Below are 14502 nucleotides of genomic sequence, written 5' to 3'. Positions count from 1 at the left end.
ACCCGCGCGAGGCTGTGCAACATTCTGTCGCACATCTCGCGGAGGGGGAGGGTGCCGTGGCGACGCTGGTCCTCGGGGGCACGAGCTTCGTCGGCGGGCGGCTGGTCGAGCACCTGCTGCGCACCGGTGCCGAGGTCACCCTGCTCAACCGCGGCCGCTCCGCGCCGCCGCCCGGCGTCGGCCAGCTGGTCGCCGACCGCACCGATCCCGCCGCGGTCCGCGCCGCGCTGGCGGGGACGGAGTGGGACGCCGTCCACGATGTGTCGGGCTTCGTCATGGCGGCCGGCGGGTCCTCCTTCGAGGACCTCGTCGGGTTGCTCGACGGCCGCACGGGGCGCTACGTGTTCGTGTCCTCGATCATGGCCTACCGGCCCAGCGGCTTCTTCCCGTGGACCGAGGACCAGCCCTGCCGCGACGAGCCGCCGACCACCTACGGCGGCTTCAAGGTGCACGCCGAGCAGGTGCTGCTCGGCGCCGCGCGGGAGCGGGGCTTCCCGGCGACGGTCGCCCGCCCCGCCGCGATCTACGGCCCGACCAACAACATCCACGACATGGAGACGGCGATGTTCACCCGCCTGCGCCGCGGGCTGCCGGTGCTGGTGCCGCACGGCGGCCTGGTCGCCACGTCCTACGGGCACGTCGACGAGCTGTGCGCCGCCCTGCTGGTGCTCGGCCGGTCGCCGGCCGCGGTGGGGGAGGTGTTCAACGTCAGCGGGCAGGGCGTCACGGCGGCGCAGTACGTGGCGACGGCGGCGGAGGTCGTGGGGGTGGAGCCCGACGTCGTCCCCGTCCCCGACGAGGCGCTGCCGGGGCTCGGCAAGCCGTTGCCCTTCAGCCACCTGTTCGCCGCCCGCCACCACGGGGTGGTGAGCACCGAGAAGGCCCGGGCGCTGCTCGGCCTCCCGGCCGAGCGGGACTTCGCCACCGGCATGGCCGAGACCTACGAGTGGTTCGTCTCCTCGCCGCTGGCCGCCGCCGGCAGCGCCCTGGCCGACCCGCTGTGGGGCGCCGGCTTCGACCTCGAGCACGAGGCCCGCGTCGTGGCGGGGCTGCGGGGGTGACCGCGCCACCGGTCGACGACGCCGTCCTGTGGCGGGCCGTCGCGGCCACGATCGCCGACGCCGTCGTCCCGGCGCTGCCGCCCGGGGCCGCGCGCGACACCGCCGTGCAGCTCACCGGCCTGGCCCGCTACGCCGCCGGCCGGCCGGCGCCCGACCCGGCCGGGCAGGCCCGCGCCCTCGACGAGGCGCTGGGCCGCCCGCCCGGCGGGGACCTGCCGGCGGCGCTGCGCCGCGCCTCGGCGGCCCTGGTGGCCGGCGGCGCGCCGGCCGCCCGCGTGCGTGCGGTGCTGCTCGACCGGCTGGAGGAGGACATCCGGGTCGCCGCTCCGCTGCTGGAGACCTTCAGCGGCCACCCGGCCACCGACGTCGAGCCGGTGCCGCGCGGTGTGCCGGCCGACGAGCTGGACCGGCTGACCCGCTGGTTCGCCGGGGTCCACGGCGGCCCGGTGGAGGTGCGGCTGGCCACCGTGCTCTCCGGCGGGCACAGCCGGCGCATGCTGCGCGTCGAGCTGGCCACGCCGCAGGGCCAGGCGGCCTACGTCGTCCGCATCGAGCAGGGCGGCACGTTCGGCACCGACGGCACCCTCGAGGCGCGGGCCATGCGCGACCTGGGGGCCGCCGGTGTCCCGGTCGCCCCGGTGCGCTGGATCGAGGGCCCCGACGTCCTGGGCCGTCCGTTCTTCGTCATGGACCTGGTCCCCGGCAGCTCGGCGGTCGACGACGCCGTCCTCGACGCCTTCGTGGCCGCGCTGCACGCCGTCCACCGCACCGACCCCGCGGTCGCGGCCGACGCGCTCGGCCCGGTGCCCGACCCGGAGGCGGCGGTCGCCGCGCAGGTCGACCGCTGGGAGGCCGTCTACCGCGGCTCGGTGCCCGAGCCGGTGCCGCTGCTCGACGAGGCCGCGGCCTGGCTGCGCGCGCACCTGCGCCCCACCGGCCCGACCGTCGTGGTGCACGGCGACCCGGGACCCGGCAACTTCCTCTCCGTCGCCGGCCGGGTCGTGGCGCTCACCGACTGGGAGTTCGTGCACCACGGCGACGCGGCCGAGGACTGGGCGTACCTGGCGGTCATCCGCGGCCGCAAGCTCGGCCCGCCCGACGCCTGGTACGAGCGCATCGCGCGGATCACCGGGATCCGCCTCACGCCCGAGCAGTGGCACGCCTGGGAGGCGTTCAACCAGTTCAAGGGCGCCTGCGCCAACCTCACCGCGCTGCGGCTGTTCCGCGACGGCGTCGCCGCCACCCCCAACCTGCTGGCCATCGGCACCGCGGTGCACTACCGGTTCCTGCGCCGGCTGGCCGACCTCGTGGCACCCGACTGAGACAGGAGAGATCCCGTGGACCCCACCCTGCAGCTGCTGCTGGACGAGCGGGACGTCACCCGGCTCTGCTACCGGTACGGCAGCGCGCTCGACGACCGCGACTGGGCGGCGCTGCGCACCTGCTTCACCGACGACGCCGTCACCGAGTACGAGGGGCTCGGCGAGTTCGCCGGCTACGCCGCCATCGAGTCGGTGTGCCGGGCGGCGCTGGACCCGCTGGACCGCAGCCACCACCTCATCGGCAACGTCGTCGTCGAGGTGGACGGCGACACCGCCACCGCGCAGTGCTACCTGCACGCCCAGCACGTCAAGGCCGGCACCCCCGGCGGCGACCTGCACGTCATCGCCGGCCGGTACACCGACCGCCTGGCGCGCACGCCCGACGGGTGGCGGTTCACCCACCGCCGGCTCGAGACCTGGTGGACCGACGGCAACCCGGCCGTCGTGGGCGGCTAGGTGGAGGAGCCGCGCGAGGACCGGCGGATCACCCAGACCCGGGCCGCGGTGCACGCGGCGACGCTGGCGATCATCGCCGAGAAGGGGGTGCGGGCGGCCACCGTCGAGCGCATCGCCGACCGTGCCGGGGTCTCCCGCAGCACGGTGTACCGGCGCTGGCCGGAGCTGCGCGTCCTCTACTACGAGGCGTTCGCCCAGCTGGCCCGGCGGTCCTCCCCCGAGCTGCGCGGGGACACCGAGCGGGAGCTGCTGCACTACCTGCAGGACTACGCCGACCGGCTCAACGACCGCACGTACGGCTCGGTGCTCGTCGCGCTGATCGAGGCCGCCTGGCGCGACCCGCAGCTGGCCGACCTGCGCCGGTCGGTGTTCGACGAGCGCTCGTCCCGCGCGGCGGCGATCCTCGAGGCCGGGGTGCGCTCCGGCCGGTTGCGGGCCGACCTCGACCGGCGCGAGGCGCTCGACGCGGTCGTCGCGCCCTTCCTGTACCGCCGGCTGGTCGAGCAGCAGCGGATCGCGCCGGCCGACGTCCGCCGGCTGCACGCCGACCTGCTGCGGCGCTTCGGTCAGCCCTCGTCGCGGTGAGGGTGCGCGACGGCGACGACCCCGGCTTCGGGCGGGACCGCGGCGCCGTCGGCGACGTCGACCTCGGGCTCGACGAGCGGTTGGACGCGCATCTCGGCCGGGAGCAGGTGGGCCCGCTCGGCGGCCGCCTCCGCCGCCGCGAGGGCCTCGGTGGGGATGGCGTCCCCGCCGCGCGACCGGGCGGCCCGCTCCTCGTGGCTCACCACGGCGCCCGCAGCCTCCGGGGGGACGTGCGCGTCCTCCGCGGGAGGAGCGCCGCGCAGTTCGGCAGGGAGCTCGTCACGATCCAGCATCTGCCCCACTCTCCTCAGGTATCGGGTCCCCGCAAGGAGCGCGCGCGCGAGCCGCCGTCGTGGTAGTCGACCTCGTGCCGCACCCGGTCGCCGTAGAACACGACGTAGCTCATGCCGGGCGCGTGCCACCGCCGGCCGGCCGTGCCGGGGCCGAAGCGGTCGTCGGTCACGGTCGCCGACATGACCCAGGTGAACGCCAGGCCGTCGGGCCGGCTCCACCACTCGCCGGAGGGCACCAGCCGCAGGTCGGGCCAGCTCGCCAGGCCGCGCGCGAAGTAGGCGCGGATCGCCGGCCAGCCGCGGTGCACCCCGCCGATGACGTCGTCGAGGACCGCGTCCTCCGTCAGGAACGGCCGCGGCGCGTCGGCGTCGCCGCTCGACCACGCCCCGAACAGCGCCTCGACCACCGCGATCCGCTCGTCCACGACTCCATCCTGCACACGCCCTACAGGAACTGGCCAGAGCGAGTTACTGTGCTCGCAGTCCAGAAACGTCAGGGGGGTGCCATGACCGCGGCCGAGCCGACGACGGCCATGGCGACGATCTACTCCGAGCACGTCGGCGAGCTCGTGGTCGCCGAGCGCACCGAGGCCGCCGACGGCGTGGTCACGCTGGTGCTCGAGCACCCCGACGGCGAGGAGCTGCCGGCCTGGACGCCGGGCGCGCACGTCGACCTGCTGCTCGGGCCGGACCTCACCCGCCAGTACTCGCTGTGCGGCTCGCCGGGGGAGCGCACCCGCTGGCGGCTGGGCGTGCTGCTCGACGAGGGCGGCCGCGGCGGGTCGCGGCACGTGCACGAGCGGCTCGCGGCGGGGGAGCGGGTGTCGGTGCGCGGGCCGCGCAACCACTTCCCGCTGGTCGCCGCCGACCGCTACGTCTTCCTCGCCGGCGGCATCGGCATCACGCCGATCCTGCCGATGATCGCCGAAGCCGACGCCTCGGGCGCCGACTGGACGCTCTTCTACGGTGGCCGGCAGCGCTCGTCGATGGCCTTCGTCGACGAGCTGGCCCGCTACGGCGACCGGGTGGTGCTCCGACCGCAGGACGAGCACGGGCTGCTCGACCTGGCCGCGATCCTCGAGCCACGGCCCGGTGCGCTGGTCTACGCCTGCGGCCCGGAGGCGATGCTCCAGGCGGTCGAGCAGGGGTGCGCCGGCTGGCCGCCGGGCAGCCTGCACGTCGAGCGGTTCTCCGCCAAGCCGGTGGCCGAGGGGGCCGCCGCGACCAGCTTCGAGGTGGTCTGCCAGCGATCGGGGATCACCGTGACCGTGCCGGAGGACCGGTCGATCCTCGACGTCGTCCTCGACGCCGGGGTCAACGCGCTCTCCTCGTGCCAGGAAGGCGTCTGCGGCACCTGCGAGACCGCCGTCGTGGAAGGCTCGCCCGATCACCGGGACTCGTTGCTCACCGACGAGGAGAAGGCGGCGGGTGACTACATGATGATCTGCGTCTCGCGGTCGCAGTCCCCGCGGCTGGTGCTGGACCTGTGACCGCCGTGCGGGACTACCCCCTCGACTGCTGGTACCTGGCCGCGCCGTCGACGGCGGTGGCCGCCCGGCTCTCCTCCGTGCGGCTGCTGGGCCGCCAGGTGGTGCTCTACCGGCGCGGCGACGGCGGCGTGGTCGCCCTCGACGACCGGTGCGCCCACCGCGCGCTGCCGCTGTCGATGGGGCGGCTCGTCGACGACACGGTCGTCTGCCGCTACCACGGCTTCACCTACGACGGCACCGGCGCCTGCGTGCGGGTGCCCTCCCAGGAGCACGTGCCGTACGGGGCGGGCGTGCCGAGCCACCCGGTCCGCGAGGAGGGCGGGCTGGTGTGGATCTGGCCGGGCGACCCCCGCCGCGCCCGCACCGCCGATCCGCCCCGGGTGCCGTGGCTGGCCGACCCCGGCTGGTCGGTGCTCGGCGGCGAGCGCAGCGTGGCCGCCGGCTACCTGCTGCTGCACGAGAACGCCCTCGACCGCACCCACTTCGCCTTCGTGCACCCCGACACCTCGCACCGCGGCTACCTCGAGGAGCCGCCGCCGCTGGAGATCGAGGTGACCGAGACGTCGGTCTCCTACGCCCGCACCTTCCCGGCAGCGCCGCTGGCCGCGTGGCAGAGCTCGGCCACCGGGCTGCCGCCGGACACCCGCGGCGTGCAGCACGAGTCGGGCGTGTTCGTCTCACCGGCGCTGCACGTCGACCACATGCGCATCGAGGCCGACGGAGCGGCCTTCCGCACCGTGTTCGTGCGCGCCTTCACCCCGGTCGAGCCGGGGGCCACCCGGGTGCACTGGTGGGTGGCGCGGGACTGGGCGGCGGGGGACCCGGTGGTCGACGAGACGCTGCGCCGGGTGCACGAGCGGACGATGGAGGAGGACGAGCCGCTGCTCGAGGCGATCCAGGCGACCCTCGACCGGGACGGCGCAACGCGGCAGGTCAACGCCGCGGCCGACGCCGCGGCGGTGCGCGCGCAGCAGATCGTCAAGCGGCTCCTCGAGGAGGAACGGCCCTCTCGACTTACTTGACAGTGTCTCCTCTTTGGGGCACTGTCGGGCTGCGGATCGTGCCCCACGTCACAGCGAATCCCCGCATCGTCCCCGTCTCTTTCGCGGAGGGTCCCGTGGTCTTCGTCCCCAGCCGAGGCGAGCTGCCCTACCGGCACGGTCCGGGCGTCCCCCTGCTGCCCGCCGACGCCGAGCCGTCGTCCCTGCCGGCCTCGGTCTACCTCGACCCGGAGCGGTACGAGCAGGAGCGGGCGAAGGTGCTCGCCCGAACCTGGCAGATCGTCTGCCGCTCCTCGGAGATCGCGAACCCGGGCGACCACGTCGTCTGGGAGGGGCAGGGCGAGACGATCGTCGTCACCCGCCGGCGCGACGGCGGCGTCGCCGGGTTCCACAACGTCTGCCAGCACCGCGGCGCGCGGATCGTGAAGGAGTCGGGCTGCGGCGCCCGCCGGTTCACCTGCCGCTGGCACAACTGGACCTACGACTTCGAGGGCAACGTGCTCGGCGTCCCCGACCGCGAGGACTTCGCCCCCGAGCAGCTCGACGGCCTCGCCGCCCCGCCGGTCGAGTGCGACGAGTGGGGCGGCTGGGTGTGGGTGGTCCTGGCCGGCCCCGGCGTGGCCCCCCCGCTGCTCGAGTGGCTGGGCGAGGACCTGGTCGGCGACCTCGGCGCCTACCGCATGGAGGACATGCTCCTGATCGACAAGCTGGTCTGGGAGCTGCCGGTCAACTGGAAGGTCGTCATCGACGGCTTCAACGAGAACTACCACGCGCCGGCGCTGCACCGCGTCCCGCCGCAGGACGCCAAGGACGGCCGCGAGAGCACCTTCTTCCACTGGGGCCCGCACGGGATGATGGTCGTGCCCTACAAGGGCGTGCTGCCCAAGCTCAAGGAGACCCGCGACCACCAGAGCCTGGCGATCTGCCACTACACGGTGTTCCCGACCGCGGTGTTCAACAACAACCCGAACCACATCCAGCTCTTCCGCGCGGTGCCCCTGGCGGTCGACCGCACCCGGTTCGAGACCTGGGAGCTGCAGTACGACCCGCAGGGCGACGAGGACTACGTCGCCGGGGTGAGCGCGCACTGGAACCGGCTGAAGGACGTCGTCGCCGAGGACGTCGAGATCTACGGCGAGGTGGCCGCGACCCGGACCTCCTCGGCCTACGCGCGCAACGTGTTCAACGACCACGAGTGCAAGATCACGCACTTCCACCAGGTCGTGCAGCAGATGCTCGACTCCTGACGGGCCGGTGCCGTGAACCCCGAGGAGGAGCCCGCCGTCATCGTCTCCGGCTGGATCGACTTCGACCCGGCCGACCGGGAGGCCGCGCTGCGCGCCTTCGCCGTCGTGGTGGCCGAGAGCCGCCGGGAGCCCGGCTGCATCGACTACGCGTTCTCGCCCGACCTGCGCCTGCCCGGCCGCGTGCGCGTCTTCGAGCACTGGACCAGCGACGCGGCGCTCACCGAGCACCTGACGCTGCCGCACGTGCAGCAGCTGCGGTCCGCGATCGCCGGGCTCACCCGCACCGGCCGCCAGATGACCCACCACACGGTCGTGGTCTCCCGCCCGATGGGGTCCTCGTCCGCACCCGCCGCGACAGCCTGAACGGAGCCCCGGCATGACCGCCGTCCCTCATTACGCCTCCGGCGTCGACTTCACCAGCCCGGCGGTCCGCAAGGACGCCTTCGACGTCATGGCCCGGCTGGTCGAGCACTACCGCCACACCACGACGGACATGGTCGAGGCGCAGTGGCGCGAGCCGGTGCGCAACTACACCGACCCCGAGCTGTGGGAGCGCGAGGTGCAGGCCGTCCACCGCACCCGGCCGCTGCCGGTCGCGCTCTCCTGCGAGCTGCCCACGCCCGGCTCGTACAAGGCGGTCGACGTCGTCGGCACCCCGGTGATCGTGACCCGCGACCGCGGCGGCGAGCTGCGCGCCCTGGTCAACTCCTGCCGGCACCGCGGGGGAGAGCTGGTGCCGGAGGGCACCGGCCACACCCGCCGGTTCACCTGCCCGTACCACGCCTGGTCCTACGACCTCGCCGGCTGCCTCACCGGCGTCTACGGCGAGAACACCTTCGGCCCGGTCGAGCGCGCCGACATGGGGCTGCGGCAGCTGCCGGTGGCGGAGCGGGCCGGGATCGTCTTCGTCTGCCTCACCCCGGGTGGCGCCCTGGACCTCGACGCCTGGATCGAGCCGGAGCTGCTCGAGCTGCTCGAGGCCCTCGGCCTGGCCGACTGCTACCACCACTCGACCCGCGTCCTCGAGGGGCCGAACTGGAAGGTCGTCGTCGACGGCTACCTGGAGGGCTACCACTTCGCCTCGCTGCACCGGACGACGGTCTTCCGCACCAACCTGTCGAACATGGCGGCCTTCGACTCGTGGGGCCCGCACCAGCGCAACTCCTTCGCGCTGCGGCCGATCGCCGAGGCGGTCGACACCCCGCCGGAGAGCTGGGACCCGCGGCGCTGCGTGGGCGCCATCTACTGGCTCTTCCCCGGCCTGGCCATCGCCGGCGGCTGGCGCGAGCAGGTCGCCGTCTCCTTCGTCTTCCCCGGTCGCACCTGGGACGCCTCGAAGACCGAGCAGCACATCCTGCTCCGGCGCGAGCCGGTCGACGACGAGGAGCGCAAGAACGCCGACCACACCCGCGACTGGTTCCACGACGTCGTCCTCGACGAGGACTACGGCGCCGGGTTCGGCGTCCAGCGGGGGCTGGCAGCCATGGCCGACCAGGACTTCGTGTTCGGGCGCAACGAGCCCGGCGTGCAGCACTTCCACCGTGCGATCAACCAAGCCATCGACGGAACGATCTGAGGAGCGGGTGTCATGAGCGCTGGCGGCACCACCGACATCGAGGAGATCGAGGACGTCGCGACGGCTCCGGCCGGCGAGCGTCCGAGGGGCAAGCTGGAGGGGCGGGTCGCGGTGCTCACCCAGAGCACGCGCAGCATCGGGCGGGGGATCGCCGAGGCGTTCCTGGCCGAGGGCGCGTCGGTGGTGGTCAGCGGCCGCTCGGAGGACAAGGGCAAGCAGGCCCTGGCCGAGATGAACGCCGGCGACCGCGCCGACTTCTTCCCGTGCGACGCGACCCTGCAGGACCAGGTCGAGGCGCTGGTCGACTTCACCGCCGAGCGCTACGGCCGGCTGGACATCCTCGTGAACAACTCCGGGGGCACGCAGGGCTGGGCGCTGGTCGGCGACCTCAGCGACGAGGCCTGGAACCAGGCGCTGGACTGGAACCTCAACGCGCACTTCTGGGGCACCCGGCGGGCGCTGCGGTACATGCTCGAGGGCGGCTGGGGCCGGATCATCAACATGAGCTCGGTCGAGAGCAAGATGGCCAACAAGCCGATGGTCAGCCACTACATCGTCAACAAGCACGCGATCAACGGGCTGACCAAGGCGACGGCGTTCGAGTACGCCACGCAGGGCATCACCTGCAACGCCATCTGCCCCGGCGCGGTGGAGACCGACCTGATGAAGGAGGTCGGCCCGCTGGTGGCCGAGCAGTCGGGGATCACGTACGAGCAGTTCCTCCAGGGCTACGCCGAGGAGTCGATGATCAAGCGGCTCAACACGGTGGAGGAGGTCGCCGCCTGCGCCGTCTGGCTGTGCAGCGAGGCCGGCGGCGGCGTCACCGGGACGACGATCAACGTCGACGGCGGCACCTCGCCGTGGTGACGCCCACGACCGAGCGCTGGATCACCGACTCCGAGCGCTGGGACCGGCTGCCCTACTACACCCGGGCCAACGCCGGCGAGGTGCTGCCCGACCCGTGCAGCCCGCTGGGCTGGACGCTGGTGTTCGAGCAGGGCCTGCTCAAGGGCTGGCTGAAGGGGTTCGTCGACTTCGGGGTGTACGCCGAGGGCGAGCTGCCCGAGGACCCGCCGCCGGTGGCCGGCCTGTTCGGCGGCTACTTCTACCTCAACCTCTCGCACATGCGGCTGATGGGCCTGCGCATGGGCCAGACGGTGGCGGAGTTCGACCGGGCGCTGCTCGGCGCGCACCCCGACGCGCCGCCCTACCGGCCGCACCCCGACGACGTGAACGAGGGCTGCAGCGCGAAGACCGCGCAGACCATCGGGGAGGTCCTCGGGCGCACCGAGTTCCCGGAGATCGACGAGGACAGCCGGCGGGTGCGGGCGCTGCGGCGCGACCGGCCCGACCTCGCCGCGCTGACCGACGCCGAGCTGGTCGCGCACGCCCGCTCCTTCCTCGGCGAGCTCGACAACGCCTTCGCCCGGCACGACTACTCGTCGCTGGCCTCCACGGTCGGGCAGGCGATGCTCGGCCAGCTGTGCGCGAAGGCGGACCGGCCGGACCTGCTGCTCGACCTCATCTCCGGGCTGGGCGACGTCGAGTCGGCGTCCCCGAGCACCGGGCTGTGGGAGCTGTCCCGGCGGGTCCGGGGCTCGGCGGAGCTGACCGCCCTGTTCGACCGCGGACCGACCGCGGTGGCCGAGGCGCTCGCCGCCGGCGAGGCACCGGAGTTCGCGGCCGCGTTCGACGCCTTCCTCGCCGAGTACGGCATGCGCGGCCCCAACGAGTGGGACATCCGCGCCCGGTCGTGGGACGCCGACCCGGTGCAGGCGCTGGCGCACGTCGAGGCGCTGCGGGACTCGCCCGACGACGGTTCTCCGCAGGCGCGCGCGGCCCGGCTGGCCGCCCGGCGCGAGGCGGCCGCCGACGAGCTGCGCGGGCTGCTCGCCGGCGACGACGAGGCGCTGGGCACGCTGGAGGTGGCGCTGCGCTCGGCCCGCGACACCATCCCGCTGCGCGAGCAGACCAAGGCCAACTCCGCCGTCGTCATCAACGAGGTCCGCCTCGCGATCCGGGAGCTCGGCCGCCGCGGGGTGGCCGCGGGCCGGCTCGCCGAGCCGGAGGACGTGATGATGCTGCTCGCCGACGAGCTCAACGCCTACGTCGCCGACCCCGACGCGTTCACCGACGTGATCCGCGAGCGGCTGACCGGGTACCGGGCGCTGTTCGAGCTCGAGCCGCCGTTCATCATCGCCGACGAGATCCCGCCGCTGTCGCAGTGGCGCCGTCGCTCCCGGCCGGCCGGGGCCACCGCGGAGCAGGGCACGGTGTTCACCGGCGTCGGCGGCAGCGCGGGCACCTACACCGGCCGGGCGCGGGTGGTGCGCGACCTGGCCGAGGCCGCGGCGCTGGAGCCCGGGGAGGTCATGGTCGCGCCGCTCACCGACGCCGCGTGGACTCCGCTGTTCCTCGTCGCCGGCGCCGTCGTCGTCGACATGGGCGCGCTCAACAGCCACGCCGTCGTCGTCTCGCGGGAGGTCGGCCTGCCCTGCGTGCTGTCGGTCCCCGACGCCACGTCGGTGCTCGCCGACGGCATGCTGCTGACCGTCGACGGCACGGCGGGCACGGTCACCGTGGACGCCGTCGACCCGGCCGTCCCGGCGCCCGTGCCGTGACCGCGGCGGCCGTGCCGACGGCGGGGCTCTCCCGTGAGGCGCTCTACGTCGGTGGGCGCTGGCGCCCGGCCTCCGGGTCCGGCGCCATCGAGGTGCACGAGGCGGCCACCGAGGAGGTGCTCGCCACCGTGCCGGCCGCCGGCGCCGAGGACGTCGGTGCCGCGGTCGACGCCGCGCGCCAGGCGTTCGAGGCGTGGTCGAGCACCCCCGTCGCCGAGCGGGCCGCGCTGCTGCGCCGCCTGGCCGACGGCCTCGACGCCCGCGGGGACGAGCTGGCGGGGGTCATGGCGCGCGAGGTCGGCACGCCGATCGCCGTCTCGCACCGGGTCCAGGTGGGCCTGGGCGTGGCGGTGTTCCGGTCGATGGCCGATCTGGTCGAGCAGCAGCCCGCCGAGGAGCGGCTCGGCAGCTCGCTGGTGCTGAGGGTCGCCGCCGGGGTGGTCGGCGCCATCACGCCGTGGAACTACCCCCTCTACCAGCTGGCCGCCAAGGTGGCGCCGGCGCTGGCCGCCGGCTGCACCTGCGTGGTCAAGCCGAGCAGCGTGGCGCCGCTGGCCGCCTACGCGCTGGCCGACGTCGCCGACGCCGTCGGCCTGCCGCCCGGGGTGCTCAACGTGGTCACCGGCCGCGGGGCCGAGGCGGGCGAGGTGCTCGTGCAGCACCCGGACGTCGACCTGGTCAGCCTCACCGGCTCCACCGCCGCCGGCGCCCGCGTCGCCGCGCTGGCCGCTCCGCAGATCAAGCGGCTCACCCTGGAGCTGGGCGGCAAGTCGGCGTTCGTGCTCTGCCCCGACGCCGACCTGGGCCCGGCGCTGGACGCGGCGGTGCGCACCGCGTTCGTGAACAACGGCCAGACCTGCGCCGCGACCACCCGGCTGCTGGTGCCGCGGACGCTGCTATCCGAGGTGGAGGACCGGCTGGCCGCCGCCGTCGGCGGGATGGTCGTCGGCGACCCGCTGGACCCGGCGACCGAGGTCGGCCCGCTGGCGTCGGCCGCCCAGCACCGCTCGGTGCGGGGGTACGTCGACGCGGCGCCGGAGCAGGGCACCGTCGTCGCCGGTGGACCGGGGCCCGTGCCGGGACGCGACCGCGGCTGGTTCGTGCGCCCCACCGTGGTCAGCCGGCTCGACCCCGCCGCCCCGCTCGCGCGCGAGGAGGTCTTCGGCCCGGTGCTCGCCGTCCTCCCCGTCGACGACGTCGACGACGCGGTGCGGGTGGCCAACGACTCCGACTACGGCCTCTCCGGCGCGGTCTGGGCCGGCGACGTCGCCGGGGCGGTCGCCGTCGCCCGCCGGCTGCGCACCGGGCAGGTGTCGGTCAACGGCGGGCGGTTCAACGTGCTGGCGCCGTTCGGCGGGTTCAAGCGGTCGGGGATCGGCCGCGAGCTCGGGCCGCACGGCCTCGCCGAGTACCAGGAGCTGGTCTCGCTGCAGCTGCCCGCCGACGCGCGCGGCACGACGACCGTGCCCGGGAAACCGTGACCGCGGTCGGCCTGTGCCTGCCGCAGCTCGGCGGGCACGTCACGCGGGAGGCGCTGCGGGCGTTCGTCGAGAGCGCCGAGGAGATCGGCTTCGGCGGGCTGTGGGTGCAGGAGCACATGTTCTACCCGCACGAGCCGGTGTCCGGGTACGCCGCCCGGCCGGGCCTCGCCGTCCCGGAGGCGTACCGGACCACGCTCTCGCCGCTGGAGACGCTGTCCATGGCCGCCGCCTGGTCGACGCGGGCCGAGATCGGCACCAGCGTCCTGGTCGCCGGGTACCACCGGCCGGTGCAGCTCGCCCAGCGGCTGGCCACCCTCGACCTGCTCTCGGGCGGCCGGCTGGTGGTCGGGTTCAGCGTCGGCTGGTCCGACGACGAGCACCGGCAGGCCGACGTCGACCCGCGCACCCGCGGCCGGCGGTTCGACGAGATGCTCGACGCCCTGGAGGCGTGCTGGGGCCCCGACCCGGTGCGTTTCGCCGGCGAGTTCTTCGACATCCCGACTGCCGACGTGCGCCCCAAGCCGCTGCAGTCACCGCGGCCGCGGCTGCTCTCGGGCATGCGCGCCGAGGCGGGGCTGCGGCGCACCGCCGAGCGGTTCGACATCTGGAACCCGGCCTCCGGCGCGCTGGAGGACATCCTGGCCACCGCCGCCCGGTTGCGCGAGCGCCGGCCCGCCGGCCGCCCGCCGCTGGAGGTCTACTGGCGGGTCTACACCGAGCCGCCGGTACCGGTGCGCGGCCTGCGCGCGCTGTCGGTGGACGAGCTCGCCGCCGACGTCGGCCGGGCCCGGGAGAACGGGATCGCGCAGGTGATCGTGGACGCCAACTTCGATCCCGCGCTCGACTCGCCCAAGGCCTGGGCCGAGCTCCCGGCGCGGCTGGCCCCCCTGGTCTCGGCGGCGCGGTGAGCCGCCCGCCGTCGCCCGAGGTGCGGGCCGCCGTGCTCGACGTCCTCGCCCGGTTCGCCCACGGCATCGACGGCCGCGACTGGGCGCTGTACCGGTCGGTGTTCTGCGACGAGGTCGACGTCGACTACACCTCCTACCGACCCGGCTCGGCCGGCCGGACGGCCGCCGACGACTGGGTCGCGCGGGCCCGGCGGCTGTTCCCCGGCCTGGACGCGACCTCGCACGTGCTGGTCAACCCGTGGTTCCGGCCGGACGTCGACGGCGTGCGGGTGCAGACCACCATGCGCGCCGACCACGTCCTCGACGGCGCCCGGTACACCCTCGGCGGGCACTACGTGCACCGGCTGGTGCTCGACGAGGACTGCTGGCGGATCCGCGCGGTGACCTTGGTGGTCACCTGGCGGGAGGGGGACGACGGCCTGCTCGCCCGGGCCGTCGAGCGGGCGGCCGGGGGATGAGCG

15 protein-coding genes and 1 pseudogene are annotated in these 14502 nt (G+C 74.8%); 14 read left to right on the top strand and 2 right to left on the bottom strand.

All coding sequences use genetic code 11. The annotated features are described in order from the left end of the window. Positions 1-56: 56 nt before the first annotated feature. The 4 genes from ACI797_RS05105 to ACI797_RS05090 are packed head-to-tail and all read left to right on the top strand — an operon-like array spanning position 57 to position 3424. Positions 57-1061, top strand: coding sequence for an NAD-dependent epimerase/dehydratase family protein (locus ACI797_RS05105; protein WP_456857424.1), 1005 nt, complete (start codon positions 57-59; stop codon positions 1059-1061). After that, positions 1058-2383: a phosphotransferase family protein gene (locus tag ACI797_RS05100; RefSeq protein ID WP_456857423.1), complete on the top strand. Its 1326-nt coding sequence runs from the start codon at positions 1058-1060 to the stop codon at positions 2381-2383. The genes ACI797_RS05105 and ACI797_RS05100 overlap by 4 nt, the downstream gene beginning before the upstream one ends. A gap of 15 nt (positions 2384-2398) precedes the next feature. After that, entirely contained in the window at positions 2399-2839 is a 441-nt protein-coding gene (locus tag ACI797_RS05095; protein WP_456541355.1) for a nuclear transport factor 2 family protein, read from the top strand. Then, positions 2840-3424 (top strand): TetR/AcrR family transcriptional regulator, encoded by a 585-nt coding sequence (locus ACI797_RS05090; protein ID WP_456857422.1) that lies wholly within the window; start codon positions 2840-2842, stop codon positions 3422-3424. On the opposite strand, the gene ACI797_RS05085 is transcribed toward ACI797_RS05090, so the two are convergent. Both ACI797_RS05085 and ACI797_RS05080 read right to left on the bottom strand, forming a co-directional pair. After that, positions 3406-3717, bottom strand: a complete 312-nt coding sequence (locus ACI797_RS05085; RefSeq protein WP_456857421.1) for a hypothetical protein — start codon at positions 3715-3717, stop codon at positions 3406-3408. The genes ACI797_RS05090 and ACI797_RS05085 overlap by 19 nt on opposite strands. A 14-nt stretch (positions 3718-3731) precedes the next feature. Continuing rightward, the gene (locus ACI797_RS05080) at positions 3732-4142 is read right to left on the bottom strand and encodes a nuclear transport factor 2 family protein (protein ID WP_456857420.1); all 411 of its coding nucleotides are present in this window, start codon (positions 4140-4142) and stop codon (positions 3732-3734) included. Between the two features lie 99 nt (positions 4143-4241). Between ACI797_RS05080 and ACI797_RS05075 the strand changes: the two are divergent. From ACI797_RS05075 to ACI797_RS05030, 10 genes and pseudogenes are all read left to right on the top strand, one after another. Next, positions 4242-5207, top strand: a pseudogene (locus tag ACI797_RS05075) (PDR/VanB family oxidoreductase); the annotation flags it as partial. Next, entirely contained in the window at positions 5204-6229 is a 1026-nt protein-coding gene (locus tag ACI797_RS05070) for a Rieske 2Fe-2S domain-containing protein (protein WP_456857419.1), read from the top strand. The pseudogene ACI797_RS05075 and the gene ACI797_RS05070, both read left to right, overlap by 4 nt. Positions 6230-6324: 95 nt before the next feature. Next, positions 6325-7455, top strand: a complete 1131-nt coding sequence (locus tag ACI797_RS05065; RefSeq protein WP_456857418.1) for an aromatic ring-hydroxylating oxygenase subunit alpha — start codon at positions 6325-6327, stop codon at positions 7453-7455. 12 nt (positions 7456-7467) lie between these two features. Then, a complete protein-coding gene (locus tag ACI797_RS05060) occupies positions 7468-7818 on the top strand; it encodes a putative quinol monooxygenase (protein WP_456541349.1) in 351 nt (116 codons plus the stop codon). Positions 7819-7831: 13 nt separating this feature from the next. After that, positions 7832-9031: an aromatic ring-hydroxylating oxygenase subunit alpha gene (locus ACI797_RS05055; RefSeq protein ID WP_456857417.1), complete on the top strand. Its 1200-nt coding sequence runs from the start codon at positions 7832-7834 to the stop codon at positions 9029-9031. A 12-nt stretch (positions 9032-9043) separates the two neighbouring features. Beyond that, positions 9044-9898, top strand: a complete 855-nt coding sequence (locus ACI797_RS05050; RefSeq protein ID WP_456857416.1) for an SDR family NAD(P)-dependent oxidoreductase — start codon at positions 9044-9046, stop codon at positions 9896-9898. Next, positions 9895-11652 (top strand): PEP-utilizing enzyme, encoded by a 1758-nt coding sequence (locus tag ACI797_RS05045; RefSeq protein ID WP_456857414.1) that lies wholly within the window; start codon positions 9895-9897, stop codon positions 11650-11652. Before ACI797_RS05050 ends, ACI797_RS05045 begins: the two co-directional genes overlap by 4 nt. After that, entirely contained in the window at positions 11649-13133 is a 1485-nt protein-coding gene (locus tag ACI797_RS05040) for an aldehyde dehydrogenase family protein (protein WP_456857413.1), read from the top strand. Before ACI797_RS05045 ends, ACI797_RS05040 begins: the two co-directional genes overlap by 4 nt. Next, a complete protein-coding gene (locus ACI797_RS05035; RefSeq protein WP_456857412.1) occupies positions 13130-14041 on the top strand; it encodes a TIGR03619 family F420-dependent LLM class oxidoreductase in 912 nt (303 codons plus the stop codon). The genes ACI797_RS05040 and ACI797_RS05035 overlap by 4 nt, the downstream gene beginning before the upstream one ends. Beyond that, the gene (locus ACI797_RS05030; RefSeq protein ID WP_456857411.1) at positions 14038-14499 is read left to right on the top strand and encodes a nuclear transport factor 2 family protein; all 462 of its coding nucleotides are present in this window, start codon (positions 14038-14040) and stop codon (positions 14497-14499) included. The genes ACI797_RS05035 and ACI797_RS05030 overlap by 4 nt, the downstream gene beginning before the upstream one ends. Positions 14500-14502: the final 3 nt, after the last annotated feature.

Source organism: Geodermatophilus sp. SYSU D00691 (assembly GCF_054050275.1).
The sequence above is the reverse complement of the archived record's forward strand: the minus strand, read 5'-3'. Positions and strand labels throughout refer to the sequence as shown.

Coding starts and splice junctions, on each gene's coding strand:
- ACI797_RS05085 (WP_456857421.1), bottom strand. CDS start 3,717: ATGCTGGATCGTGACGAGCTCCCTGCCGAACTGCGCGGCGCTCCTCCC.
- ACI797_RS05055 (WP_456857417.1), top strand. CDS start 7,832: ATGACCGCCGTCCCTCATTACGCCTCCGGCGTCGACTTCACCAGCCCG.
- ACI797_RS05050 (WP_456857416.1), top strand. CDS start 9,044: ATGAGCGCTGGCGGCACCACCGACATCGAGGAGATCGAGGACGTCGCG.